Here is a 26708-nt window from a genome sequence, read left to right as displayed (position 1 = left end):
GACGATGATCGAAGCCGTAGATTCCGGCGTCGTGCGCGAACTGTTGTTGCCGCTATCCCCGTTTCTGCGTGATCAGTCACTCTATGAAATTATCGTCAACAGGCCGGGCAAAGTCATGACAGAAGGATCGGTCGGATGGCAGACACATAGCATACCGGAACTCACCTATGACCGGCTGATGCGCCTTGCGCGGGCGGTCGCAAGTTTTTCCAATCAGTCGATCAATGAAACCAATCCAATCTTGTCGGCAACCTTGCCCGACGATGAACGCATCCAGATCGTGGTGCCGCCAGCGACGATAAAGGGAACGGTGAGCCTCACCATCCGCAAACCATCCTCGGTTTCGCTCAGCCTTGATGATCTTGACCAGGCAGGGCTTTTTGCCGAGGTTCGGCATGTCGAAGAACACCACGGGCAATCGGACCAACGATTGATAGAACTCTATCGGACCGGCGCAGTGAAACAGTTTTTGAGCGAAGCGGTGCTGGCCCGGAAGAACATCATCATCTCAGGTGCAACCGGTTCGGGAAAGACAACGTTATCCAAAGCGCTGATCAGGCACATTCCTGACAGTGAGCGTATCATTTCTATCGAGGATACCCCCGAACTGGTAATCCCCCAGCCAAATCATGTTCGGCTTTTCTATTCAAAGGGTGGCCAGGGAATGGCGAGGATCGGCGCAAAGGATCTCCTGGAATCCTGTCTTCGTATGCGCCCCGACCGGATTTTGTTACAGGAGTTGCGCGACGGCACCGCTTTTTACTACATCCGTAATGTGAATTCCGGACACCCCGGTTCGATCACCACGGTCCACGCAGATTCAGCGCGTCTGGCCTTCGAGCAACTGACATTGCTGGTGAAGGAATCGGAGGGCGGAAGAGATCTTGAGCGACGTGACATTCGCGAAATGCTGACAATCGCGATCGACATCATCGTTCAATGCAAACGGGTCGATGGGCGGTTCCAGGTGAGCGAGATTTACTTCCGCGATCTAGCTGTGTCTGACGCGAAACTTTAGATCATGACGTCATGTGTGATCGCTTACCATCTTGCTCAGCGCCGCTGAGTATCGCGAATAGCGTCGGCAAACAGGATCCCGGCAGGAGGCGGTGAGGGTGGCGGCCAGCAAAGAGGGAGAGGGGGGAAGGGGAGTTCGTGGTGGATTGTGGTTGTCGGAGAAAGGCTCCGGCCAATCCGTCACGGAGAAAAGATATGGCACAGGCCATCCAGAAAATCACGCTCAATGCCGGACGTGACATCCCGTTCGACAAGCTCGTCTTGAGCGAGCAGAACGTCCGCAAGACCAAGGCGGGCGTCTCGATCGAGGAGCTTGCCGAAGACATCGCCCATCGCGGGCTGCTGACCAGCCTCAACGTCCGCGCCGAGATCGATGCCGATGGTAACGAGACCGGAATTTTCCGCATCCCGGCCGGCGGTCGTCGCTATCGCGCGCTGGAACTGCTGGTCAGTCAGAAAAAGCTGTCGAAAACGGCCGCCGTCCCATGCATCGTCAGCAAGGGCGAAACCCCTGAAGTCGAGGATTCGCTTGCCGAAAACATCAGGCGCGTCGATCTTCATCCGCTGGACGAGTTCCGGGCGATCATGACGCTGCGCGAACAGGGGCTCGATGAGGAGGAGATCGCCGCTCGCCTCCACATGTCGATGGCGACGGTAAAGCAGCGCTTGCGCCTCGTATCGGTCTCGCCACGACTCCTGGAACTTTACGCGAATGACGAGATGAAGCTCGGGCAGGTCATGGCATTCTCGATCACCAATGATCACGCTCGCCAGGAACAGGTTTGGGACACGGTTTCGCGGTCCTACAGTCAGGATGCCAATTATATTCGTCGCATGCTGACCGAAACCGCGGTCAGGGCCACCGATCGCCGCGCCATCTATGTTGGCATCGATGTTTATGAAGCTGCCGGCGGCGTGGTCATGCGCGACCTGTTCGAACCGGACAATGGTGGATGGCTGCAGGATCCGGCGTTGCTCGAACAGCTTGTGATCGAAAAGCTGACCGCCGACGCGGAAGTGCTCAAGGCTGAAGAAGGTTGGAAATGGGTCGAAGCGGCGTTGGACTTCTCCTACGGCCATACCGCCGCTCTTCGCCGGGTCTACGGCAAACAGGCGCAATACTCTGAGGAAGAGCTGGCTCGCCACGACGCCCTGAAGGCGGAATACGACAAGCTCGACGCCGAATATGCCGAGGCGGAAGACTATTCCGAGGAAACCGAGGCCCGGCTTGAGGAACTCGGCAACGAACTCGATGTGTTGAACGACCGGCCCTATGTCTTCGATCCGGAAGAGGTCTCCCGCGGCGGCGTTTTCATCTCACTTGCCGTCAATGGGGAACTGAAGATCGAACGCGGTTTCGTTCGACCGGAAGATGATCCCACCGCCGAGGTGGATGCCGGTGATGCGGATGATGGTGATGGGCATGGCGGAAATGATACCGTTGCAGCCTCGGCGAATGGTGGAGTTTCGATTAACGGCAGGCCTGCGAGCGTCGAGGAGCCGGAAGACGATGACGGCAAGCTACGCCCGCTTTCCGATCGTGTTGTCGAAGATTTGACAGCCGCCCGCACTGTCGCCCTTCGCAACGCGCTGGCAAACGACCCGGTGGTGGCCTTCATCGCGGCTCTCCATGTTGCGGTCCTCAAGATCTTCTACAGATACGGGGCAGACTCGTGTCTGGAGATCACGCTGCAGCATTCCACCTTCGGCCAGACCTCGGGACTGGGCGATACGATATGGGGGAAGGAGATTGAACAGCGGCAGGAATCGTGGGGTTATGATCTTCCTGCGAATGCTGACGAGGTCTGGGATTATCTGATCAAGCTTGATGAACCGAGCCGCATGGCGCTGTTTGCCCATTGCGTCTCGTTGTCGATCAACACCACGGTCCAGGCATGGAACAGGCGGGTCAAGGAAAATGTCCATGCCCGGCAGCTCGCCATCTCGCTCGGATTTGACATGGTGGAGGCGGGCTGGACACCGACTGTCGACAACTATCTCGGGCGCGTGACAAATGCGCATATCCTGCAGGCGGTTCGCGAGGCGAAGGGCGAGCAGTTCGCGCAACTCATTGATCACCTGAAGAAGCCCGACATGGCGCGCGAGGCTGCCCGATTGCTGGAAGGCAGCGGATGGCTACCTGAAGTTTTGCGGCTTCCGGTCGCCGAAACCACTGTGGTTGCCGAGATCGGTGCGGAGGTGGCGGAAGACGGTGTCGAAGACACTACCTCCAAAATCACTGATGCCGATTTGCCGGCTTTCTTGACCGAGGGCGAGGAGGAGGCTTCTGTCAATCCCTCTGACGATGGTGAACATCTGGAAGCCGCTGAATAACCGCGTCCGGATCATTACAACATAGAATCCTGGGCCCGGTCATTACACCGGGCTCTTTCAGTTTTTGGAAATTGGACACGAGTATGCCCGTCATGAACATCTATGAACGCGCCAGAAAGGCTTCAGCCCTCTTCTGCTCGATTGGGAAGCAGAGCAGGTCGGCGATCTGCCCGGTATGACTGGTGAAACAAGCGCATCGGCGGCTCTGCTCACTCAGCGCAGCAGCCGCCGTTCGAGAAAGGACTGCATGTCACGCCGACCATCTGCGACGCAATAGACGATCACATTCTCTCCAATGATGCGATAGATCATCCGCCAGGGCTTGTGATGCAGCTCCCGATAGTCGGTGATGCCGAGACCGGTCAATTCCTTCGGTACGTTTCCCTTGGCTGGCAAATCCTCAAGCCCCAGACAGGCGTACTCGATTTCGGCGAGAATCCGTTCGGCAGTCTGGATGCCATCCCGGCTGGCGAGGAAGCGGTAGAGGTCTTCAAGATCCCGTTCTGCATCCTCGGTAAACAGAACCTGATACGGCATCAGGCGCCAGGCTTCGCCAGGCGTGCACGAAGGCGTGTGAAGGTTTCTTTCGCAGGGCGGACCTTCCTGTCCTCCACCTGTTTGTTCGTTAGCGCCAGCACCTTCAAAAGCGCCAGCGTTTCCTGCGTTTCTTCATATTGCGTGACGTCCTGAAGCACGGCTTTCGCCTCGCCATGCAATGTGATCACCACCGGCTGCCGGTCATCGGCGAGCTGGCGAATGACCTCCGGTGCATGCGCCTTGAGGTAACTGATGGGTTTGACCCGTTCCGACAGTTTCATAGCTGTGAACTCCTTTTGACCAGAATATAGACCTTTAATGGTCTTTCTGGAAGCGATTATTGCGAAGTCGCAAGAGGAGAGCAGGGACGTTTGCGCAGCGGCGGTTGCCCTAGGACCAGAGAGAAGGTTTCCGGGATCGCCTGCATTGTCGTGCCAGGCTGACGGCGACGTCACCCATTCTTCCGTCACCAGCCCGACTGACCGCGAGAGCGGTGAGCCGGGCTCTTTCATTCTTTTCAGGAGACTTCAGCATGAACACTATGATTTCCAGCCCGCTCCAGACCCAGCGCCCGGCATCGACCGGGTTCAAGGTCGATATTTCCCGCGGCGAACGCATAGGGCGGGTGTCGTCCGAATGGTTCTCGCGCCCGGACGATGAGTGTTATCTGTCGCTTTTTGATCTTCATCACGCCGTCAGCATCCGAACCGAGCGTGCCCGGGTTCGTACTATCGAGACCGCTGACATTCGTGTCGAGGCGACGCGCGACAATGCAGAGCGCATGTCCCTGATCGTTCCCGGTGGGCGTGAGCCGCTGGCACCAACGCACTGGAGCTACGGGCAGCTTTGCAGCCTGGTTGGCGCACCTGCGAGTTATATGCGCCAGCTTCCCGCGCCACTCGCCGCCATCAACCTTCAACATGGGCTCCTTAGCCACAAGGCCGAATTGGTGAAATCCCTGGAGATGGACGACGGCCGTCTCGAACTGCGGGCGGTGACCGGTCCCGAATATGGCCGCATATGGGATCATGAGCTTGTCGCCGCCGTGATGAATATCGCGGGCAATGGCACTGGCGATACCATGTGGAAGGTGCCTGGAACCTTGGATTGGAAAACCATGACGCACAATCCTTTCGTAGATGTGACCAGGGACATCACCACGCTTTACGCGTCCGACAGGGACGTCTTCCTGTTTTTAGTGGACGATACGCACCCCATCGAAGCCGGACGCCTGCCGAACGGCGAACCCGATCTTTATTTTCGTGGCTTTTATTGCTGGAATAGCGAAGTTGGCAGCAAGACCTTGGGAATTGCGAGCTTTTATCTGCGGGCAGTGTGTGCCAACAGGAATTTGTGGGGCATCGAAAATTTTGAGGAAATTACCATCCGCCACTCGAAATTCGCTGCGCAGCGTTTCGCGCACGAGGCCGCGCCGGCACTGACGACTTTCGCAAATTCCTCCCCCGCGCCCTTCATCGCCGGCATTCGCGCTGCCCGTGAACGCGTCGTCGCCCGCAATGATGAGGACCGGCAGACCTTCCTGCGCCGCCGGGGTTTCTCCAAGGCTGAAACCGGCAAGATCATCGAAACGGTTTTATCCGAAGAGGGCAGGCCTCCCGAGAGCATTTTTGACTTTGTACAGGGTATCACCGCAATAGCGCGGGGAAAGTCGCATCAGGATACCCGGCTCGAACTCGAAGGGAAGGCGAAGAAACTGCTAGAAAGCGCCGCCTGATCACGACAACTCAACACAAATCCGCATCCACCCCCTTCACCGCCCGGCCACCATGTGTCGGGCTTTTGCTGCTCTGGAGGACCGAAATGTCGACTGAATTTTCTTCCACCAAGGAGCGTTCGATGTGCAGGACAGAAGAACTCTCACCCCTGCAGTCGGGTCGCCTGAAGGTTGCCCTGGATCGGCACTATCGCTTCGAAGGTGTCGTGAAGACACTACGCTCTCATATTGAGCAACTGGCGGCGTCTGGCCCGCTCGAACTGTCCGAGAGTGACGGCATGATCGACTACTCACGCACCCGTTTCAATCGGATGGGCTCCTGCAGGGAGCAAGACGCCTATATCGCCCGCCTCAAGGCAAAGCGCTATTTCTACGTGAACGGCTGGGTGGTGCCGAAACTGGTCTATGATGCGATCAGGCGCTGATATCTGTCGTGTGCCAGGTAGCGTCGGCGTCGGATGGCGGTTCGGCGGTGCTCGCATCAATCATGCCGGCCATTTCATTGCCGGCGACCTGATTGCTTGCCGCTTTCAGGTCAATAGCACCCCAGATTGAGTTTTGTTGGGTAGACTGTCGACGCCGGTTCTTGAACTCGACGATAAATGGCTTTTTCTCGGGTTTCATAATGCTCCGGCTGATCGTGGCGGATGGATTTTCCGGTAGGAGGTGTTCTTATTCGCCGCATCCTGTCAATGGTTGAGGCTCGGATTTCCGGATCAGGTGAGCCGGGGAATTTCGCCTTCCGCCACGCGCCAGACCCACGGAGTGATCTCAGGTCGTGTCTCGATCATGTCGGCAAGCGCCCGCTCATACGCGACATTGGCACCCGGAGGGACGATGAACATCGCGACGGGTGCCGGCTTCTGTTCCGGCATCGTCACCGACACGATTGGCGTATCCCGCGGGAGGTTAAAACGCAGCCCCTTGACGATCTTTCGCTTCAGGTGGCTGAGTTTCTCCAGTAGCCTGAGCTCGTGAAAATCCTCGAACGGGAGCCAATGATCGTTGACCACCATAAGCGCGACCTCTTCCACCGAGGCGATGCCCGCGACTGAAATACCGAACGTGGCAATGACGACCAGGTGGAACGCCTCATTGGAGCGCCACAGTTCGAGCTCGATCTCATAGCGGGCGGCAAGCCGCCGCCACGCTCCATCCTCAATCATCAAGGGGAAGGGCATGTGCCGCACAACGATTTTCTGCCCTTCGCGGGCCGGGGAAAATTCCTTCACCTCGGCTACGATCATCATCAATTTCCGCGGCCCCGACCCGGTCGTCTGTACCCTCTTGAGTGCAGCTGCTCGCCGGGCGGTAATGCCATCCTTGTCCTCCGGCTGAAAGACCTCCGGCACGTAGAGCATATCACTCAGAGAACCGCCCCTCGCCGACATCTGTAAAGCGGCGTTGACAAGGCTCGCACGGACCCGGCCCCAGCCACGCCGGCCACCCCAGGTCGAACGCCACTCGGTCAACTCGCCCGCTTCCCAGAGATAGTGGAGCATCGCCTGCAACGACAGTTTCAGCGGCTCGCTGCGGATACTCGATTCGGACGCTTCCATCGGCGTCGTGGGTGCAGCCCGCGGACTGCGCTTCGTCAGCGAGAAGTCCAGCTTCAGTTCAGCTCGGCCGCTGGCGCCGATCTGGATCGCATTGCCGATCAACGGGCCAAGGCCGGAAAGTTCGTAGGGAGGTTGGTAGGATGGGCAGGTCGGATCATGCTCGCGCCCCGATAAAGGCATCCGCTTTACAAGATACTGGTGCTCGACGCGGGCGATGTACATCGGCACGGAAGGGGCCTTGCACAAGCACATTGGACGCAGCCGCTGTTCGTAGGCCTGAGCGAGAACTCCATGCAGTTCAGGTCCAGTTTCTTCGATCACGCGATTGCCGATTGCGAACTTTCGCATCCATGTTCTCCTTCTCTAGCATCGAGCTTATACCGCCAATGTATATTTTACTATCGAAAAACAGTCAGTAAAAAGCGGAATTACGGTTGCAATCTTCGTGACAGGACTAGAATGCCGAAATCACTGCGGCCGCGAGGGACAAGCAATAGCGGACGGGAAAAGAGGGGAGTTGGGTTGGTGAAGGCGTGGCCGGTGGAGATGGGAGAAAGCGCGTTCCGCGCTTGAACGGTCGGCCAGCCGCATCCAACCCCTCTGCCCGGTAATAGCCGGGCCTTTCCGTTTCAGGAGAGCAACATGACCATTACTGTACTCAATTTTCGCCAGCCAGCCGCAGCTCCGGTCTTCCTGAATTTCCACTCTGAGGCTGTTCATCCTGTCTGCTTCGCGATAGTCTACTGTGACGGCCCCGGCGATACGCTCTATGCTTTTGAGGATCGCAATACGTTCGAACGGCAGCGTGCGGCAGCCGAGCGTCATTTCGTCCATGTTCAGGAATTGTCGGTTGAGGAAGCCCCAGATTGGGTCGTTGCTGGTGGCAAGGCTGTCTTGCATGAGGTGTCGACGGGCGGCGTGGCGGTCTTCGGCAACCTCAAGCTCGCAATTGACTAATATTGGCCCCGAGGTGTGACGGATACCTGCCCACCGGCGAATGCGCCAGGGGCGTGGATGATCAGCGGTCCCATTCGTATGGCCATATTAGAAAGGGAAAGGCTCGTAAGGTCGCGCGTTAATACCATTCTCGTCATACGATAATTGGAAAGCCCGCCATCGGTGGCTTTTTTATTTTTGGCCGCGTTGTCCGGGTTCAGCGAGAAAACCGTTAGGCCAGAAACAGGATTTCGGGAGAGCCGACATGTCAGCATGATCGTGTTCTCCCCAGCGTGCCGGCACGGTTCCGACGAAGCGAAGAGGGAGAGAAGGGCCTGAAAAGGGGGGCTGCCGGGGTTTGGAGAGCGTCCGGGCGGGCGTGTCCTCTCCCGCTCCCAACAGGATTTCCCATGAACGTGATCCCGATCCCGGCCGCGAACACGGCCGCCGCTTCGCTTGTTTCCGCGAACCGTGCAGACAGTATCTTCGATGCCGGCCGTGCACTTCTGCCGTTTCTCGAACGCGGCCATGCTATCGGCGCAGCCGATCTCCGAACCATTTTGATGAACGCTTTCGGCGGCTCGGATGCCGAAGGCTTCTGGTCCTGGAAAGACGCCTATGAGGCGACGGAAGTGGCCCAAGTCCTGTTCCTGCGCAAGTTCGGCGGGGCGATCAACTCCCGCACGAACGCGCCCCACGCAGCACTGGCCATGTTGGCCAAGGTCGCAGGACTGATCCCCACCCACACCCGACGCTCCGAGGAAAGCCAGCAGCTCCAACAGTTTTCCACGCCAATGCCGCTCGCTTATGTCGCTGCGCGTGCTGCCGGGATCATACCCAGTGATATGGTACTCGAACCGTCGGCGGGAACCGGGCTCATGGCAGTCTTCGCGGAACTCGCACGTGCACGCCTGGTGCTCAACGAATATGCGCCGCTCCGTCACGATCTTCTGACCCGGTTATTTTCCGGATCATCAGTTACGCAGCACGACGCCGCCCACATCGATGACTATCTTGATCGTGCGGTGCGCCCGACCATCGTGCTGATGAACCCGCCGTTTTCTGCCGGTATTCATGTCGAAGGCCGCTTGGCTGACGCCACATGGCGTCATCTGGCCTCCGCCTTCACGCGGCTTGTCCATGGCGGACGGCTGGTGGCGATCACCGGCTCCAGCCTTTCTCCCGACAATCCGAAATGGCGGGACGCCTTCGTCCGACTTCAGAGCCGCGGCACGGTTGTGTTCAGTGCTGCAATCAATGGTGGCGTCTATGCTCGCCACGGCACGACAATGGAAACCCGCCTGACGGTCATCGACAAGATCGCCGCTGCTGATCCGGCAAATCTGGTTGTATCGCGTGGTGCCGCCCCCGATCTTGAAACACTACTTTCCTGGATATCTGGCCTTCCGTCCCGCTCACCTTCAACCGCGCCAAACTCTATCGGCGCGCTCTCCCACGGAATATTAAACGCCTGTGCAGTGAAAATGGCCGCCCGTAAAGCTGCCGGCACCATGCGACCCGCAGCTGTGATGGGCCTGACAAGTCGCCCTTAAGCCACCGCTGCGCCGCGTCTGGCGTCCTCAACAGTACCCCGGATCGACGATGACGTTCTTGAACTCTCTTACGAACTGCTCGATGGAGCGAACAATGCTTGCGTCGATGTCGCTGATGGAATATACGAACCCTATCAGTTGCAGGCGATCCGCATTCCGGACGCCAAACCACATCTGGACAAACTGGTCGAATCCGTCGCAATGGCCTCGGTCGCGCCGCCCAAACCAAGCTATCGGCCACATCTGCCGAAGCGCATTGTGACTGGCGACGATCTCTCCGACGCTCAGCTCGAGAGTGTGATCTATGCCGGTGAAGCCCACTCCGGCTATCTCGCTGGCCACTGGAGCGTTGATGCCAGTTTCGACAACCTGAAGGCCGTTACCCCGGAGACGGAAGGCGCTGTTCGTTTTCGTCGCGGCTGGTTTTTAGGTGATGGCACGGGAGCTGGCAAAGGCCGCCAGGCTGCCGGTATCATATTGGACAATTGGCTGAAGGGTCGTCGTCGCCATTTGTGGATATCGAAATCCGAAACCCTGATCGAGGATGCGCAGCGTGACTGGAGCGCGCTCGGCCAGGAAAAACTGCTGATCACGCCACTCTCACGCTTCCGCCAGGGCAAACCGATCAAACTCGACGAAGGCATTCTCTTCGTCACCTTCGCCACTCTGCGCACCGACGAGCGCGAAGGCAAGCGATCGCGAGTGCAGCAGATCGTCGACTGGCTGCGTCGAGAGGCTGGGAGTAGCGAAGCCGCGTCTGGGAATGCAAAAGGTTTCGACGGGGTCATTATCTTCGATGAAGGTCACGCGATGGCCAACGCCGCAGGCGGCAAATCCGACCGAGGCGAAAAGTCTGCCTCGCAGCAAGGCCGTGCCGGTCTTCGCCTGCAGCGTGCTCTTCCCAATGCCCGCGTCATCTACGTTTCCGCCACTGGCGCATCCGAGGTTGAGCAACTCACCTATGCCGAGCGCCTCGGCCTCTGGGGCGGTGCAGACTTTCCCTTCTCGACCCGCTCTGAGTTTATAGCAGCGATCGAGGACGGCGGTGTGGCGACGATGGAGGTCCTGGCGCGGGATCTCAAGGCCATGGGCCTCTATGCCTCGCGATCCCTATCTTTCGAGGGTGTCGAATATGACATCCTCGAACACGAACTGACCGAGGAGCAGGTGCGCATCTACGATTCCTATGCGGAAGCGTACCAGGTCATTCATAATCATCGCGATCAGGCGTTGGAGGCTTCCGGCATCACGTCCAGTGGCGGCACCCTCAACAAAAATGCAAAGGCGGCTGCGCGCTCCGCCTTTGAAAGCACCAAACAGCGCTTCTTCAACCATCTCCTCACTTCGATGAAGACGCCGGCACAGATGAGTGCGATCAAGTCGGATGTCGAAGGGGGGCATGCGGCGATCATCCAGATCATTTCCACCGGCCAGTCTCTGATCGAACGCCGCCTCGCCGAAATCCCGACCGCGGAATGGAACGACATCCAGGTAGATGTCACGCCGCGTGAGATCGTCGCCGAATATCTCAACCATTCTTTCCCGACCCAGCTCTTCGAGGAATATTCCGACGCCGAAGGCAATCTCCTGTCGCGTCCGGTCTATGACACCGATGGCAATCCGGTCCTTTGCCGCGACGCCGTCGCTCGCCGGGATATGTTGCTCGAACGGCTCGGCAGCCTTCCCGCCATTCCAACGGCGCTCGACCAGATCGTCCAGAAATTCGGCAGCAGCCAGGTTGCCGAAATCACAGGCCGCACGCGCCGCATCATCCGGCGTGAGGATAGCAGCACGATCGACCGCTTCGCCGTCGAAAGCCGACCGGGCGGCGCCAATATCGATGAGACCCGCGCCTTCATGGACGATGAGAAGCCGATCCTGATCTTCTCTGAAGCGGGCGGTACTGGACGATCCTACCATGCCGATCTCGGTGCGAAGAACCAGCGTTTGCGTCTCCATAATCTCCTCGAAGCCGGTTGGCGCGCGGACGTGGCAATTCAGGGGCTCGGCCGCAGCCATCGCACTAACCAGGTGCAGCCGCCGAGTTTTCGCATGGTTGCGACCAATGTGAAGGCTGAACGAAGGTTTTTGTCGACGATCGCCAGGTGCCTCGACACGCTCGGCGCGATCACACGCGGGCAGCGCCAGACCGGTGGTCAGGGCATGTTCCGCAGCGAAGACAATCTCGAATCCCAATATGCCCGCGATGCGCTCAGGCAGTTCTACAAGCTGGTTCATGCCGGTGGCATCGACGGCTGTTCGCTGGAAAAATTCGAGGCGATCACCGGCCTGTCGCTGACGGCGCAAGAGGGCGGTCTCAAGGACGAACTGCCACCGATCCACACGTTCCTGAACCGTATGCTTGCGCTCACCATTGCCATGCAGAATCTCTTGTTCGACGCGTTCGAGCAATTGCTGGCCACGCGCATCGAGGGCGCGATCGCCACCGGTGTCTATGACAAGGGGCTGGAGACCCTGACTGCGGACCGCAAGACGGTGAAGAACCGGCAACTGATCTATACCCATCCGGTCACCGGGGCGCGGTCGCATCTGTTGACCATTGAGCGCATGGATCGCAACAGGCCGATGTTGCTCACCGATGCATTGAGCCTTGCCACCCGCGATGCGCACGCGGTGTTGATGATCAACGGCAAGTCCGGCCGCGCGGCGGTGCAGGTTCCGGCCCGCTCGGTCATGCTCGACGACGGTTTGATCCAGCCGCGCGTCGCACTGATCCGGCCAACGGACGAGATCCGCTTCGAAATGCGCCAGTTGGAAGAAACGAACTGGGAAGCGGCGGGCGAACAAAACTTCTCGGCCGCATGGGAGACGGAAGTCGCCAGCCTTGCCGAATTCTCGGTGTCGACCATGCACATGGTCTCGGGCCTCCTGCTGCCTATCTGGAAACTGCTGCCGCAGGACTATTGCCGGGTCTATCGCCTCCAGACCGACGAGGGCGAGCGTATCGTCGGACGTCTGGTCTCGCCGGATGGGTTAACTCGGCTTTGCCGCAACTTCGGGCTCGACAAGGCGGAGGTCGTCACCGACGCTGATGTCTGGCAGTCGCTGCTCGCAGGCTCCTCTGTGGTCGCGCTTGCCGGCAACATGACGCTCCGGCGTGTCCGGGTGATGAACGACTATCGCATCGAGCTCAACGGCTTCACCGACGGCATGCGTGACAGGCTCCGGTCCTTCGGCCTGTTCTCCGAGATGATCGCCTGGAAGGTCAGGTTCTTCATTCCGACCTCGGAGGCGGGGCCGGCAATCCTTGCCCGTCTCATCGAACAGCATCGCATCGTCGACGTCGCTGGCCGGGGATAACCACCATGATGTCCGCGTCCGATCTTGCGGACCGTCTCGCACAGGATGCCGAGGCGGTCTGCCGTCATTATCTCTCCGCCGGCCGAAGGGCCAGCAATTACTGGATCGTTGGCGATGTCGCCAATAGCAAAGGCAAGTCGTTCTATGTCCATCTCTCCGGTCCTCGCAAGGGCAAGTGGGCGGATGCGGCGACGGCTCAGTATGGTGACCTGCTCGATCTCGTACGGGAAACCTGTGGACTGGTCGATTTCCGCGATGTGGCTGAGGAGGCGCGGCGATTTCTGAACGAGCCCCATCCCAGTCGCGTGTCGTCCCAACGAGCCGGCGCTTCTGCCGATCCTCCGATCGACAGACCTGCAGATGAACGGGCCCAACGCCTGTTCCGCATGACGCAGCCGTTTGTCGGCACGCTGGCCGAAAGCTATCTGCGCCAGCGCTGCATCCTGCAGGCGGCACAGCATCCCGCGCTCAGGTTTCATCCATCGTGCTACTATCGCGATCTCACGACCGGCGAGACCAGCAGCTATCCGGCGTTGATCGCTGCCGTGACTGATCGCTTCGGAACGATCACCGGCGTGCATCGCACCTATCTCGAGCGCTCTGGGCTCGATCCGGGCAGCATTGGCAAGGCACAGGTGAATACGCCCCGGCGTGCTCTTGGCGGCTTGGTCGGCAATGCCGTGCGTTTCCGCTTTCCTGTCTTTGGACCCGTACCCGTCACGACCGTCGGCGAAGGCCTTGAAAGCATCCTGTCGCTCATCGCGGTGGTGCCCGCAATGCCGATGGTCTCGGCATTGACTGCCAATCACCTCGCCGCCTTCCGGCCGCCGGACGGATGTAAGCGCCTCTACATTGCCGCCGATGCCGACGCTGCCGGCCGGCACGGCATCGAGGGATTGAGCCGTCGTGTGCAATCGCTCGGCATCCTTTCGCTCGTGCTCACCCCGCAACTGGGTGACTTCAACGAGGATCTGCGCCAGCTCGGGCCGGACCGGCTGATCGCCAGTCTTCGGGCGCAACTTCTCCCGGAAGATGCTCAGGCCTTTCTGTCAGCGTGATCGGGCCGTGATGGGGAGGCGAGGCGCGATGCAGCGGCGGGGTTGGGATGGCAGGTGTGATGCCGGTCGCCGCCTGGATGGGCGCGCGCCTGCGGGTCTGCCGAGAGACAACCCTTACCATGCGGCGGGCGGGCCTTCAGCGGGTCGGGCAGGTTTCTTCCCCTGACGGGCCGCGCCGCGGCCCGTAATTCCTCGCGGGGGCAAGAAACCCTTCCTCCGCCGCCCGGCGCTTCGCTGGGCCGCGGCGCAGAGCGCCACGGTTCCGGCCTGCCGCCGCATGGACAGGGATCGCCGTCAGGCCGCGAGAGGCGCGGCACAACCGACGGAGACCATCATGAACCTCATGCTTCCCAACGACGACGCCTTTGAACCGCACCACGAATCCTCGCCAACCGACCGCTTCATCTACGAGATGCAGCTTTACGGCCACCGCCCATTCCAGGACGAACCGGACCCGCGACCGCTGCCCGAGGAGCCGGTCGTTCAGTCGGCGCTGACCACGATCTTTGGCGCCTTGTTTGAGATGCTCGGCGACACTCGGCTGGAACCCGATCTGGAGGACCTGCTCTGGTCGGTGCCCAACCTCTTCCACCGCGCTGGCGTGCGCATCCAGCGAGAACTTCGGCGCAACGAGGACGTGCAGCGCACCGAACAGGGGGAGCAGGATGGCTCGGAGGTCAAAAGTGTCGAGCTGGAGCGGCATGTCGCTGAAGGCATCACGCTCCTCGAACGCCGCAACGCCTTCGAGTTCATGCGCGACTTCGCAGCCGATCTATTCGAGGCGCAGACCGGATCAGCATGGCGACCGCGCACCGGCTCCAAGGTCAGTCATGCCAACATGACCGCAGCGATAATCGACTCCAGAGACTTCCTCTCCGCCCGCCGGCGTGCCGAGACCGAGGTGTTGATCCCGGCCGGCACCAAGATCGCTTTCGGCGGCGGTATGGATTACAACGATCATGAGCAGATCTGGGCCGCTCTCGACAAGGCCCATTCTAAATATCCCGATCTGGTCTTGATGCATGGTGGCTCGCCCAAAGGAGCCGAACGTATCGCCGCTTGCTGGGCCGAAGCGCGCAAGGTGACGCAGATCGCCTTCAAGCCTGACTGGACGAAGCACGCCAAGGCGGCACCATTCCGCCGCAACGACGCCATGCTATCGGTGATACCGACAGGTGTCATCGTCTTTCCTGGTTCCGGGATCACCGGGAATCTTGCCGACAAGGCCCGTCGGTTCGGGATCCCGGTCTGGCAGTTCTCAGGAGACGGCGCATGAGCGCCGTTTTCTTGAAAATCTGGAAAGTCGAGAGGTCATCTCACTAACCGTGCATGAATGAGGTGAGGGAGGAGCAGGCCGCAGTCCGGGAACGGTCTGTTTAACGCGTCCAGTCTTCCACGCGCAAGCCCTCGACACGCGCAAACTCGCCGGTATTGTTGGTAACGACCACGAGATCTCGCGCCTTTGCCTGACCGGCGATAAGCGCGTCATAGGGGCCGATGGGCGTCCCCTTGGCGGCAAGGGTCGCCCGGATCTCTCCAGCGACGTAGGCATCCCTCTGGTCGAAATCGAGGACAGGAAAATCGGCGAGCAGCAAGCGCAACGTCTCGAGATTATGCTCGATCTTTGCACTTTTGTGAGCGCCAAAATAAAGCTCATGAGCGACAATCGAAGAAAGGCCGATCGTCCCCGGAACGCTGCCGAGAACACGACTGACCAGTGTATCTGACCGCCGACCGATCAAGGTGATCACGGCATTGGTGTCGAGAAGATGGGAGATCACAAAAACACCGCATCAAGCTCCGGCCGGTCCTGCTGGTCGGGCTGTTTTCGGCCATCCGCCATGAAATCGTCGCTGACCCCGCGGGTGAGTACAGCCCTCAGCGATGCCCATGCCTCCTTGGTCTCGACATGCGGGCGAAGGATGAGCGCATCGCCTTCCTGCGTGATCTCCACGCGCTCGACATTGAAGCGGAACTCTTTCGGCAGGCGAACGGCTTGTGAGTTGCCTGCCTGAAAAACACGGGCGAGATGGGGCATAGCTGCACCTCCTTTCGTATACACATGAATGTATATACGCTCATGACGTTTCTGTTTCAAGATATGATGCAAGACCACCCGGGTGCAATCGATGCCACCCTACACATCGGCTTGGCTGGCACCGGCGAAGCCAGCCTGATCGCTCAGGTATCGTTTGCCTTTCGGCAGGCTGTGCTCCGGATAACTTCATGCTGTCCGGCTGGACGGACGTTGGCGGGGGCGACCTTGCTGAAGACCACATATCGGACACGGGTATTTCCGGCTTCACCAGATGTTGCCGCATGACCGGCAATGGGCAGGACGATCACCACGCCAATCATCGTGGACCGTAAAGGGATGGCGGCTGAGGGAATTCATCGCATGCCCCCCGCGCGGGTGGAGCGGCGCTGGAGATGGCGCATTGGCGCAGATGGCGGCGAAGGTACGCGCGCAAGCCTGTGCCCGGTTCCGTTCAATGGTGGGTCGGGCAGGCATGATGGTTTCGCTCCCCTCGATTGCCCCGAACCATTCCCGTTGTATGTCGCTCGTATAGACGACCGCCTGCTTTTGCGGTCAACCCCTGACGGGGTAAGACCCGCCCGAGAATTTCGCAAAATTCGATTTCGGTTCCCTTGCCTTGACGGAAAATAGAATTTTGCAAAATTTTCAGCCGAGCTGACCGCAGCAGGTCGGCCGTCTCTTCGTGCGCCATCGGGAATGGTCCCGAGCAACCGCAGGAGACACTACCATGGCCACCACGATCGCAACCTTGATGCAAAAGACCGACGGCAGCCTCGAAGGCGTTTTCGCCACCATCCGGGTCAACGCGCCGATCGCAATCGTCCCGAACGCGAGCAAGTCAAGCGACGAAGCCCCCGACTTCCGCGTCATCCATCGTCGGACCGGCTTCGAGATCGGCGCGGGATGGAACCGCGTCGCCCGCCAGACCGGTGAGGAATACCTCTCGGTAAAGCTTGAGGCGCCCGAAATCGGTGTGATCTTCGGCAATGTCGCTCCGGCTCCCGGCGGAGATCCGGCAAAGAAGGTGATCCTCTGGAACAACCCGAACTGAGCGGCAGGAAGCCGGCTCCGAGCGATCGGGGCCGGCTCCGGCATTTTGCCACTGATTGGCCCGTGTGAACATGGGAGTGAAAGCGGGCATCGAGCCCACTGTCACTCCTTCCGGGTGCCAAACGGAACCAAACTTTGTCTGCTCAGTCCGTCCAAGTGTGCCATGCCAGCCTGAATGCCTCAAGGACGAGCGGTTCCCCCCAATTTTGCCGCCGATCGCTTGCGCGCCCGCCAACAAAATCGGCTCCCCCACTCGCCGCCTCCGGCGGTCGCGTTCCGCGCTCCTTGACCCCTCCAGCCTGCCATGACTGCGGGCGGCGTCTTTCACAAACACCAAGGAGATATCCAATGTCGATCGATCAGCACATCGAGGAACTACGCGCCGAGCTGCGGAACGCCGTCTATCGCAACGAGCGCCGCTGGATCGAGAAGGAACTGGCGAAGGCGCTGGCGGAGCGCGAGGCGCTCTGGGTCGAGCAGGCGGCTTTCCTCAAGAACGAACCGCCCTATTGAGGGCGGTTTCATGTCTCGGGCGCGCTGCGCGGCCTCAGCCGTTGAGCGCGTCCTTCACCGCTTTCGCTGGCGTGAAAGTCAGCTTCTTCGACGCCGCGATCTTGATTGTCTCTCCCGTCGCCGGATTGCGGCCTTCGCGTGCCGGCGTCTCTTTGACCTTGAATTTGCCGAAGCCCGGCACATTCGTCTCGGCGCCGGTCTTCGCCGCTTCGGCGATCTGCCGGAACACGCTGTCCACAATGGCCTTCGCCTGAGACTTGGTCAGGTTCTGCTCGGCGGCGATCTTGTCCGCGATCTCGGTTGCTGTCGTCATGGAAAATATCCTCCCAGGTTAAGGTCTGATCAGTATGACGATCGGTGTGGATCGATGATAGGGACAGATACTGCCGCGACGCGGTCAATCCACTGGAAATTGCGGGTTTAACCGGAGGTCGCTTTCAGGCGACCTCGACGCCGCGCTAAACTCTCGCTTCTGTTTCCATTCATGGCTAACACATGCGACGCAATGCCAACGCTTGCAATGTACTTTTGCCGTAGATAGACTCGTGCAAATAAGCGAGTAAATCGCACCAGCAAGACAGGCAAAGATTTGCCTGGCGGCACATAGCAGGAGATCAAGTTGGTAACTGCCAAACCTCGCTCAACTAATCCGGTTTCAGTTGAAGCGTCCAGAAACGCTTTTTGGCGCCTCCCTCTGTTTGTGGCGAGGCTACCATTTGCCATTCTCGGTCTTTTCGTCCGTTCGATATTCTACAGCGCGTGGTATTTGGCCTTTTATCTCTTGTGCATGTTACGACCGTTCACCGGTATGTTGGTATTGGCCGCACTGGTCATGCTGCCGATGTCGATCGTCGTTTTTGCCCATCCCGATGCTGCTCACGGCATGCCGTTCTGGGCGTTCGGCCTGATGGGACTTGTCTTGGTCGCCTTTGCGCTCGGCTACACGCTTTTTGTCGACTGGATCACGCCACCGGGGGCCGAAGATCCGTTCGAACGTTATCGTCGCACCGATCGTTAGTGGGAATGACGGTAATCAAGACGCCTGTGTTCACAGCATATCACAGATCAAATATGTGGCTTCACGAACCGATTGGCGCTTGCTGCAGCATCCATATCCTTCCTTCGGAAGTAGATCGCCCTGCCGCAGCGGATCGGACTGTGTCCTTGCACGATAATAATCTGCTCGTCTTTCCGCATCGATTGCGTGATTTCGTGCGGCATGATCAAAGGGCGGCGCTGGAAATTGACGTTTTCTGATTTGCGCGATGCACCGTTCTTTATATCCCAGCCGATGTTGCGCGAACTCCCCTTCACCTCGACTGTCATCTCGCCACATTGGGCCGAGACATTGCGCGCTGTATCAAGCGCTTTGATTGCCGCATAGGACGTGAAGGCGCAGCCATCGATCCATGAGATCGCTCCGTCCTTTCCGAAGTGTCGTTCCAGTTGTCCAACGGATTGGTACATCAGCATCATGGATATGCCGTATTTGCGACCGCGATCGCGTGCTTCTTCCAGCGCGCGCATGTAGCCGAGTAGGTCGACCTCATCGAGCATGAAAAGTGCCCGTCGTTTGAAGTGGCCGTCGGCCTGTATCATGGCGTTGATCAGCGCCCCGATGATCACTCGACCTATGCCCGGATAGGAGCGCAGGATTGACGCGGGGATGTTAAGAAACACATCCTTCTTACCCGTGACTATGTCGCTCGGTTTGAAGGTATTACCGCAGACAAGTGCCGCATAATTGTCAAGCGAGAGCCATTGCGTGTCCTTCGAAGCGGTCGAATAAACGCCGGAGAATGTCTGTTCGGTCATGTTGGTAAAGACGCCCAAGGTTTCGCGAATGAACGCCGAACCCGAATTCTCCTGAATGTCGCGCAGCATGGCGAGCACCGATGGCTCAGGTTCGGAAACGATCTGTCTCAGGCTGCGCAGATTTCGCCGACCTTCATATTCTGACGATAGCATCACATGTGCGAGCAAGCCCGTTAGAAGATTATGCGCCTGGCTTTGAAAGTAGGAGCCGGTCGAGCTTTCGAAGCGTGCAGTGTCCGACAGGAGCATGTGGGCAACGCCGACGATGTCTTCTTCTGGTTTGCTTGAAGTTTCGATCCCGTTAAGTACGTTGAAGCCGATGAACGGGTTTGACGGATCGAGCACCATGACCTCACGGCCCAGCTTGGCTGTGCGATGTTCTACGACCATTGGCGCGACCTCGGTTGAGGGGTCGAGGCAGATCAACGGTCCGGTATAGCGTAACGCCGTCGGCACGACATTGCTGGTGGTTTTGTAACCTCCCGATCCGGCAAAAAAGAGCATATGCGTGGAATCGAAATCCTGCCCATAGGTGAGGAGAGGCGCCTTGCCGCCTTGTCCCCATGTTGTTTGATCGTCGGGATCGAAGGGCAATTCGTGCACGATTTCCTTGTCAACGCGGTAACGCTCCCCGACAACGATGTCGCCATCCGGTGGGAAGAGTTTTCCCGCAGCCGACATAGAAAGCCAATCGGCGTCACCGAAGGCTGCATGTCGGGCACGCTTGACCTGTTCGGGAACGACAGTGGAGATACGGGCCGATGCAGCGACTGCCATGAAGCCACACAACGCACCGACCACGACAACCATATCGAGATAGGAAAGTGCGGTGTCCCAGCTGACAAGACCGCGCTCAACGGATGGAGCCAGACGCGCGTATTCTCGCAAGACATAGAAGCCAACGACTCCGAGAAAGCACAGGAGGCTCATCATGGCTATCGGTCGCCGATGATGCATGGGCAAAGACCAGACCGTCAACAGTCCGGCGACCGGTCCGAGCAGAAGTGCAGGTAACGGAGCGGTGCGCAGAAACCAATATGCTGTTTTGCCCGCCATGCCGGTCGCCAATTCCGCCCACCGCCAGCCGATAATATAGACGCTGATTGCCGTGACAATGACCGGCACGAAGACGAGCAACAGGCTCGGGCTCAGTTTTCCCTTCAATGCCATTCGCGCATCTCCTGGTCACGCACGGCCTCAACCTTTTGTACCTGGGACTTGAATGCCTCTTCGCCAATATCGCGTAGCCGCCGATATTCGGGAGAGTTTATTGTCACGCGCGCCAGTTCAAGCAGGCCGCCGAGCAGAAAAGCCCGGTCAGCCCTCGACAGTCCTGCCTTGACCACGATGCCACCAAGCAGGAATTTTTCGCGGGCTTCGAGTTTGCGGTCAGCCATCATTTGAAATCGCCTCCGACGTTCCAGTGTCACGATCCGTTGATCGACGTGCCGGAGCAGTTGAGCCAGAGGTCCCTTTCTTCTCTTTTTGAAATCGTGCGGTGATCTCTTCGAAGATGCGATCGATGTCCTCGTCTGCAATTTCCAACTCCGCTAATCCCGACTTGGTGGCCGCCTTGGCGAAGCGCTCGGCTGATTTAACGATTGCGGCACGTCTGCGTTCACGCAGCTTCTCGATCTGGGCATCGATATCCAGAATTGACGATTTTGCGGCCATCTGTCGTTTCCTTTTCATGCAACAAAGTTTCGATTTCGCTTTTAACTATCTAGAATACGATAGTAAAATACGTTACTTTGCACAAGTCCCCAAAACGCCGATGCCGGAATTTTTAGTCTGATCGTCTTCTGGTGAATCGGAATCCGGCCCGCGGCCCGATCGGTTTGAGGGCGCAATATACGTCGCTGGAGCGACGTGCTTGAAAGAAGAGGAAACCAGACGTGGCGATTATGTTCGTCAGAGCGCAGGTGATTGGAAGGGGAGCGGGACGCAGTATCGTCTCGGCTGCGGCCTATCGTCATCGCGCTCGTATGATGGACGAACAGGCCGGTACTTCATTTAGCTATCGCGGTGGCGCGAACGAACTGGTGCATGAGGAACTGGCGCTTCCGAATGAGATTCCAGCGTGGCTGAAGTCAGCTGTCGAGGGGAAGTCCGTCGCGAAAGCCAGCGAGATATTTTGGAACGCGGTTGATGCGTCTGAGAAGCGGGCAGACGCACAGCTTGCGCGTGAATTGATCATCGCTTTGCCAGAGGAGCTGACGCGTGCCGAGAATATCGCCTTGGTCCAGGAATTCGTCCAGGACAATCTGACCGCAAAAGGCATGATCGCGGACTGGGTCTATCACGACAAGGATGGCAATCCGCATATCCATCTGATGACGGCGCTCAGACCCCTGGCGGAAGAAGGGTTCGGGCCGAAAAAGGTGCCGGTTCTTGGAGAGGACGGTGAGCAGTTGCGCGTCGTTACACCGGATCGGCCAAACGGCAGGATCGTCTACACGCTTTGGGCCGGCGACAAGGAGACCATGAAGGCGTGGAAGATTGCCTGGGCAGATACGGCCAATCGGCATCTGGCGCTTGCTGGTCACGAGATACGCCTCGACGGTCGCTCTTATGCCGAGCAAGGCCTCGACGGCATCGCGCAAAAGCACCTCGGGCCAGAAAAGGCGGCGCTCGCGCGCAAGGGGATTGAGATGTTTTTTGCGCCCGGCGACCTGGCGCGTCGTCAGGAAATGGCAGACCGGTTGTTGGCGGAGCCGCAGCTTTTACTAAAGCAACTCGCCAACGAACGCTCCACCTTCGATGAGAAGGATATAGCCAGGGCACTGCATCGCTATGTCGATGATCCCGTCGATTTCACCAATATCCGGTCACAGTTAATGGCCTCGGATGATCTCGTATTATTGAAGGCGCAGCGGGTCGACACGGAAACGGGCAAGGTGGCAGAGCCCGCCGTTTTCACCACGCGTGAGATTCTTCGCATCGAATATGACATGGCGCAGTCGGCGAATGCTCTGTCCAAGCGATCGGGCTTCGCTATATCGGAGAAAGCCACCGCTGCTGCAATCCGTCAAATCGAGACACAGGATCCACAAAAGCCCTTCCAGCTTGATCCCGAACAGATTGATGCGGTCCGTCATGTCACCGGGGACAATGGCATTGCTGCCGTTATCGGTCTGGCTGGTGCGGGCAAGTCGACGCTGCTTGCTGCAGCACGCCTTGCCTGGGAAAGCCGAGGTTGTCGTGTAGTCGGGGCGGCACTTGCTGGTAAGGCAGCAGAGGGGCTGGAGGAAAGTTCAGGCATCAAGTCCCGAACCCTTGCATCACTGGAAATGGCATGGGTTGGCGGTCGGGACCTGCTTGAAAGCGGCGACGTGCTTGTCATCGATGAAGCTGGCATGATCTCCTCGCAACAGATGGCACGCGTGCTGAAGGTGGCTGAGGATGCCGGCGCGAAGGTCGTTCTGGTTGGTGACGCCATGCAGCTTCAGCCAATACAGGCAGGTGCCGCGTTTCGCGTGATCAGTGACCGTATTGGTTTTGCCGAACTTGCCGGTGTGCGGCGCCAGCGGGACGAATGGGCACGCGAGGCTTCTCGTCTGTTCGCGCACGGCGAGGTGGAAAAAGGTCTCGATATCTATGCGCGGCAGGGGCGCCTCGCCGAGGCAGAAACACGAACCGAAATCATCAATCGTATCGTCGAGGATTGGACCGATGCACGGCGCGACCTGTTGCACAAAGCCGAGAATGAGGAAACCGCGCGGCAGCTTCGCGGTGACGAGTTGCTCGTCTTGGCGCATACCAATGAGGACGTGAAGCGTCTCAATGCATCTCTGCGCCAGGTGATGGCGGAGGAAGGGGCACTGACCGGTGCGTGCGAATTCCAGACGGAGCGGGGGGCACGTGAATTTGCGGTCAGCGATCGGATTATTTTCCTGGAGAACGCCCGTTTTGTCGAACAACGTGCGCGCCATTTCGGTCCGCAATATGTGAAGAACGGAATGCTCGGTACGGTCATATCAACCGGCGATAAGCGGGGTGGAACGTTGTTAAGAGTTCGTCTCGATAATGGCCGAGAGGTCGTGATCAGCGAGGACAGCTATCGCAATATCGATCATGGTTACGCCGCCACAATTCATAAATCTCAAGGGGTCACCGTGGACAGGACCTTTGTGCTTGCCTCAGGCATGATGGATCAGCATTTGACCTATGTCTCGATGACCCGTCACCGCGATCGCGCCGATCTTTATGCAGCACGCGAGGATTTTGAACCTAGACCGGAGTGGGGACGAAAGCCACGTGTCGATCATGCCACTGGCGTTGCTGGCGAACTGGTGGAGATCGGCGAGGCTAAATTCCGGCCTGAGGACGAAGACGCCAAGGAAAGCCCTTATGCCGATGTAAAAACCGATGACGGTGCCGTTCATCGCCTTTGGGGCGTCAGCCTTCCAAAGGCATTGGGCGAGAGTGGTGTCCGCAAAGGCGATACTGTCACACTGCGCAAAGATGGTGTTGAACAGGTTAAGGTGGAAGTGACCGTCGTCGACGAGCAGACTGGTGAAAAGCGGATCGAGGAGCGGCAGGTTGAGCGAAACGTCTGGGTGGCGGGATTGCAGGAAACGGCCCATGCGCGCGAGCAGCGCCTTGAGCGCGAGAGTCATCGGCCAGAGTTATTCACGCAACTGGTGGCGCGATTGTCTCGGTCAGGCGCCAAGACGACAACGCTCGATTTCGAGAGTGAAGAGGGTTACCGGGCCCATGTGCAGGATTTTGCGTGGCGGCGTGGCATCGATACACTCGCCGCGATCACTACCGGAATGCAGGAAAATGTTTCGGGACGACTGGCGTGGATTGGGAAAAAGCGGACGCATATTGCGAAGCTTTGGGAGCGAGCGAGTGTTGCACTCGGCTTTGCAATCGAACGCGAACGTGGCGTGACGTATAGTGAGACTGGCAATAAAACCTACGCAGTGGAAATTTCCACAGCCGGAAAATACCTGATCGCGCCCGCTTCGATTTTTGCCCGCAGTATCGACGAAGACGCCCGTCGTGCACAGCTTCGCTCGGATCGTTGGAAGGAGCGGAACGAAATTCTCCGACCGGTGCTGGAAAGGATCTATCGTGATGCAGACGGTGCGCTCGCCAGACTGAACGTTCTCGCTTCCGATGCACGAACCGAGCCGCGCCAGCTCGCCGATAATCTCCTGACCAGGCCGCAGCGCCTCGGCTGTCTGCATGGTTCGGATCGCTTTGTCGACGGGCGGGCTGCGCGTGATGATCAAAATGCGGCGCTGGGTGCGCTGTCGGAACTCGTGCCGCTGGCGCGCGCCCATGCCACCGAATTCCGACGTCAGGCCGCACGCTTCGGTATCCGTGAGCAGCAACGGCGTGCACATATGTCCCTGTCGATCCCAATGCTGTCGAAGCCGGCGATGGCGCGTCTCATCGAAATTGAGACTATCCGTGAACGGGGTGGGGGCGATGCTTACAAGACCGCTTTCCGCTACGTCGTGGAGGACCGCCAACTGGTTCAGGAGGTTAAGGCTGTCAACGACGCTCTGACGGCTCGCTTCGGTTGGAGTGCCTTTACCAAGAAGGCCGACGTGGTTGCCGAGCGTCACATGACTGAACGCATGCCGGAGAATATCTCACCCGAGCACCGCGAAAAACTCATGCGTCTGTTCAACGTCGTCAGGCGCTTTTCGGCAGAACAGCACCTAGCCGAGAAACAGGATCGTTCAAGGATCGTTGCCGGTGCGAGTATCCAAAATCATAAGGAGATTATGCCGATGCTACCGATGCTTGCTGCCGTGACGGAGTTCAAAACATCGGTGGAAGAGGAAGCGCGAAGGCGCGCGATCGATGTCACACTTTATCGGGATCATCGCGCGGCACTCACCGAGACAGCGACACTTATCTGGCGGGATCCTGCGGGAGCTGTCGCAAAGGTCGAAGAACTTGTCATGAAGGGGTTTGGGGGTGAGCGAGTTGCTGCAGCGCTTAGCAACGATCCCACGGCCTATGGTGCATTACGTGGTTCCGATCGCTTGATGGACAGGCTATTTGCTGCCGGACGTGAACGGAAAGAAGCAGTTCAAGCTGTGCCGGAAGTGGCGAGTCGGGTGCGTTCACTCGGTGCGTCGTGGGCAACTGCCCTGGACGTGGAGACACAAGCAGTCATCGAGGAGCGGCGGCGCATGGCGGTTGCCATTCCCGGCCTGTCGCGGGCGGCCGAAAATGCTCTTTCGCAATTGGTTAATAAGCGGAACGAGCGAAGGCAGAGGGGAAACAAGCGCCAGGTTAGTTTAAATTCGCTCGACCCACGCATAGCCAGGGAGTTTGTTGTTGTTAGTCGGGCTCTTGATGAGCGTTTCGGTTGGGGTGCAATTTTGCTTGGTGAAAAGGATGTAGCCAATCACATTGCACCGTCGCAACACCGGGCATTCCAGGTCATGCGGGAGCGTTTGCAGGTTCTGCAGCAAGCGGTTCGAACAGAAAGGAGTCTGGAGATTATCGCCGTACACCAGCAACATCGCGTCGATCGCGGACGAGGTGTCGTCCGATAGGTGCTTGAGAAAACGAAAGGAAGTCCAACATGGTCAGCCTTTGTGGCAAAGAAGCCCGTCGTGTTCTGCGGCTCCCGTCTGATGTTCGATGCCGGAGTACCGCAGTTCGTATCTTCTACACCAACCGCTGGCACCTCTCGCCAAGCGCGTTCGTTCAACGGTCCCATGTCGGCCATTGAAGAACCGTAGATTGACGGTTCATGACTGTCTAACGCGAAGAGGGATGTGCATTTATTGGGCCTCACTCTTTTTCGCCAGGTGAACGGCACATAGTTTCTCTATCTCGGCGATGAGGAGGTTCGTTTGTTTCAAAAGCCAGCGGAGTGCTTCTTCAGTAATGTCGAAATGCGGAGAATAGCGCGCCTTCACATAGGCTTCGTTGACGATATTGAACCATGCCTTGTAGCGCTGTTGATCTTGCGGCCATGCCTTGGCCAGTTCATTGCGTTGTCCTTCTGCAAGCCGGCGCAAGAATTTTAGGTTGTGTGAAGATGGAGAGTAGTTTGTCGTTACCAATAGGAAGGTGGAATAAGCCTGTTCTATCGCCTGATGAAGGATGAAGGTTGCTTCTTTAATGTCACCCTCCTGCAGAAGAAATCCCGCCGTTTTTGCAAAAACTCTTGCGTGCGGTAGTCGGTCGTCAAAATATTCCTTCGCGATACGATAGGCATCTTCCGGATTGAGAATCCCAGGCCGTGCAAGTGGCTCTGGATCGAGT

At 58.5% G+C, this 26708-nt stretch carries 23 protein-coding genes and 1 pseudogene; 13 read left to right on the top strand and 11 right to left on the bottom strand.

Features of this window, described 5'->3' with window-relative positions; all coding sequences use genetic code 11:
* Positions 1 to 4 precede the first annotated feature (4 nt).
* Positions 5 to 1018, top strand: a complete 1014-nt coding sequence (gene virB11, locus D8666_RS18835) for a P-type DNA transfer ATPase VirB11 (RefSeq protein WP_121539014.1) — start codon at positions 5 to 7, stop codon at positions 1016 to 1018.
* A gap of 194 nt (positions 1019 to 1212) precedes the next feature.
* Positions 1213 to 3351, top strand: a complete 2139-nt coding sequence (locus tag D8666_RS18830; RefSeq protein WP_121539013.1) for a ParB/RepB/Spo0J family partition protein — start codon at positions 1213 to 1215, stop codon at positions 3349 to 3351.
* 213 nt (positions 3352 to 3564) lie between these two features.
* Here the strand turns inward: D8666_RS18830 and D8666_RS18825 are convergent, their stop codons facing one another.
* Positions 3565 to 3888 (bottom strand): type II toxin-antitoxin system RelE/ParE family toxin, encoded by a 324-nt coding sequence (locus tag D8666_RS18825; protein ID WP_121539012.1) that lies wholly within the window; start codon positions 3886 to 3888, stop codon positions 3565 to 3567.
* Positions 3888 to 4169 carry a type II toxin-antitoxin system Phd/YefM family antitoxin gene (locus D8666_RS18820; RefSeq protein ID WP_121539011.1) on the bottom strand — a complete coding sequence of 94 codons (282 nt, stop codon included), beginning with the start codon at positions 4167 to 4169 and terminating at the stop codon, positions 3888 to 3890. Before D8666_RS18820 ends, D8666_RS18825 begins: the two co-directional genes overlap by 1 nt.
* Before the next feature lie 251 nt (positions 4170 to 4420).
* On the opposite strand from D8666_RS18820, the gene D8666_RS18815 reads away from it, so the two are divergent.
* Both D8666_RS18815 and D8666_RS18810 read left to right on the top strand, forming a co-directional pair.
* Positions 4421 to 5623: a DUF932 domain-containing protein gene (locus tag D8666_RS18815; RefSeq protein ID WP_121539010.1), complete on the top strand. Its 1203-nt coding sequence runs from the start codon at positions 4421 to 4423 to the stop codon at positions 5621 to 5623.
* Between the two features lie 122 nt (positions 5624 to 5745).
* Positions 5746 to 6048, top strand: a complete 303-nt coding sequence (locus tag D8666_RS18810; protein ID WP_121539078.1) for a hypothetical protein — start codon at positions 5746 to 5748, stop codon at positions 6046 to 6048.
* Here D8666_RS18810 and D8666_RS18805 read toward each other — a convergent pair.
* Together D8666_RS18805 and D8666_RS18800 are read right to left on the bottom strand one after the other, a co-directional pair.
* Positions 6038 to 6247 carry a hypothetical protein gene (locus D8666_RS18805; RefSeq protein WP_121539009.1) on the bottom strand — a complete coding sequence of 70 codons (210 nt, stop codon included), beginning with the start codon at positions 6245 to 6247 and terminating at the stop codon, positions 6038 to 6040. The two genes, D8666_RS18810 and D8666_RS18805, sit on opposite strands and share 11 nt — an antisense overlap.
* A 92-nt stretch (positions 6248 to 6339) precedes the next feature.
* Complete coding sequence (locus D8666_RS18800; protein ID WP_121539008.1) at positions 6340 to 7530, bottom strand: DUF1173 domain-containing protein; 1191 nt, start codon at positions 7528 to 7530, stop codon at positions 6340 to 6342.
* Between the two features lie 294 nt (positions 7531 to 7824).
* On the opposite strand from D8666_RS18800, the gene D8666_RS18795 reads away from it, so the two are divergent.
* The 4 genes and pseudogenes from D8666_RS18795 to D8666_RS18775 all read left to right on the top strand — a co-directional run bounded on the left by D8666_RS18795 (position 7825) and on the right by D8666_RS18775 (position 15326).
* Positions 7825 to 8139: a hypothetical protein gene (locus D8666_RS18795; protein WP_121539007.1), complete on the top strand. Its 315-nt coding sequence runs from the start codon at positions 7825 to 7827 to the stop codon at positions 8137 to 8139.
* A gap of 389 nt (positions 8140 to 8528) precedes the next feature.
* Positions 8529 to 12992: pseudogene (locus D8666_RS18785) on the top strand (strawberry notch-like NTP hydrolase domain-containing protein).
* A gap of 5 nt (positions 12993 to 12997) precedes the next feature.
* Complete coding sequence (locus D8666_RS18780; RefSeq protein ID WP_121539005.1) at positions 12998 to 14050, top strand: DUF7146 domain-containing protein; 1053 nt, start codon at positions 12998 to 13000, stop codon at positions 14048 to 14050.
* Between the two features lie 334 nt (positions 14051 to 14384).
* Complete coding sequence (locus tag D8666_RS18775) at positions 14385 to 15326, top strand: DUF2493 domain-containing protein (RefSeq protein WP_121539004.1); 942 nt, start codon at positions 14385 to 14387, stop codon at positions 15324 to 15326.
* A gap of 100 nt (positions 15327 to 15426) precedes the next feature.
* Here the strand turns inward: D8666_RS18775 and D8666_RS18770 are convergent, their stop codons facing one another.
* Together D8666_RS18770 and D8666_RS18765 are read right to left on the bottom strand one after the other, a co-directional pair.
* Complete coding sequence (locus tag D8666_RS18770; RefSeq protein ID WP_121539003.1) at positions 15427 to 15831, bottom strand: type II toxin-antitoxin system VapC family toxin; 405 nt, start codon at positions 15829 to 15831, stop codon at positions 15427 to 15429.
* A complete protein-coding gene (locus tag D8666_RS18765) occupies positions 15828 to 16088 on the bottom strand; it encodes an antitoxin (protein ID WP_121539002.1) in 261 nt (86 codons plus the stop codon). The genes D8666_RS18770 and D8666_RS18765 overlap by 4 nt, the downstream gene beginning before the upstream one ends.
* Positions 16089 to 16276: 188 nt before the next feature.
* Here D8666_RS18765 and D8666_RS24290 point away from each other — a divergent pair, with 188 nt between their 5' ends.
* The 3 genes from D8666_RS24290 to D8666_RS24285 all read left to right on the top strand — a co-directional run bounded on the left by D8666_RS24290 (position 16277) and on the right by D8666_RS24285 (position 17651).
* Positions 16277 to 16420, top strand: coding sequence for a hypothetical protein (locus D8666_RS24290; RefSeq protein WP_167836119.1), 144 nt, complete (start codon positions 16277 to 16279; stop codon positions 16418 to 16420).
* Between the two features lie 395 nt (positions 16421 to 16815).
* Positions 16816 to 17139: a DUF736 domain-containing protein gene (locus D8666_RS18755; RefSeq protein WP_121539001.1), complete on the top strand. Its 324-nt coding sequence runs from the start codon at positions 16816 to 16818 to the stop codon at positions 17137 to 17139.
* A 347-nt stretch (positions 17140 to 17486) separates the two neighbouring features.
* The gene (locus D8666_RS24285; protein ID WP_167836118.1) at positions 17487 to 17651 is read left to right on the top strand and encodes a hypothetical protein; all 165 of its coding nucleotides are present in this window, start codon (positions 17487 to 17489) and stop codon (positions 17649 to 17651) included.
* A 34-nt stretch (positions 17652 to 17685) separates the two neighbouring features.
* Here the strand turns inward: D8666_RS24285 and D8666_RS18750 are convergent, their stop codons facing one another.
* Entirely contained in the window at positions 17686 to 17964 is a 279-nt protein-coding gene (locus D8666_RS18750; protein WP_121539000.1) for an HU family DNA-binding protein, read from the bottom strand.
* A gap of 306 nt (positions 17965 to 18270) precedes the next feature.
* On the opposite strand from D8666_RS18750, the gene D8666_RS24490 reads away from it, so the two are divergent.
* Complete coding sequence (locus D8666_RS24490) at positions 18271 to 18669, top strand: hypothetical protein (protein WP_235859013.1); 399 nt, start codon at positions 18271 to 18273, stop codon at positions 18667 to 18669.
* A gap of 47 nt (positions 18670 to 18716) precedes the next feature.
* Here D8666_RS24490 and traG read toward each other — a convergent pair whose 3' ends face one another.
* Genes traG through D8666_RS18730 form a run of 3 tightly spaced genes read right to left on the bottom strand, consistent with a single transcriptional unit; the run spans position 18717 to position 21140 of the window.
* A complete protein-coding gene (gene traG, locus D8666_RS18740) occupies positions 18717 to 20636 on the bottom strand; it encodes a Ti-type conjugative transfer system protein TraG (protein WP_121538999.1) in 1920 nt (639 codons plus the stop codon).
* Positions 20627 to 20866, bottom strand: a complete 240-nt coding sequence (locus D8666_RS18735) for a conjugal transfer protein TraD (RefSeq protein ID WP_121538998.1) — start codon at positions 20864 to 20866, stop codon at positions 20627 to 20629. The genes traG and D8666_RS18735 overlap by 10 nt, the downstream gene beginning before the upstream one ends.
* Positions 20856 to 21140: a TraC family protein gene (locus D8666_RS18730; protein WP_121538997.1), complete on the bottom strand. Its 285-nt coding sequence runs from the start codon at positions 21138 to 21140 to the stop codon at positions 20856 to 20858. The genes D8666_RS18735 and D8666_RS18730 overlap by 11 nt, the downstream gene beginning before the upstream one ends.
* A 221-nt stretch (positions 21141 to 21361) precedes the next feature.
* Here D8666_RS18730 and traA point away from each other — a divergent pair, with 221 nt between their 5' ends.
* Entirely contained in the window at positions 21362 to 25990 is a 4629-nt protein-coding gene (traA, locus tag D8666_RS18725; protein ID WP_121538996.1) for a Ti-type conjugative transfer relaxase TraA, read from the top strand.
* A 231-nt stretch (positions 25991 to 26221) separates the two neighbouring features.
* On the opposite strand, the gene D8666_RS18720 is transcribed toward traA, so the two are convergent.
* On the bottom strand, positions 26222 to 26708 hold a 487-nt coding region (locus tag D8666_RS18720), incomplete at its 5' end, for a HEPN domain-containing protein (RefSeq protein WP_121538995.1).

The sequence above is a fragment of the Ochrobactrum soli genome (genome assembly GCF_003664555.1).
Lineage (GTDB): Bacteria > Pseudomonadota > Alphaproteobacteria > Rhizobiales > Rhizobiaceae > Brucella > Brucella teleogrylli.
This window is presented reverse-complemented; position numbering and strand designations above follow the sequence as displayed.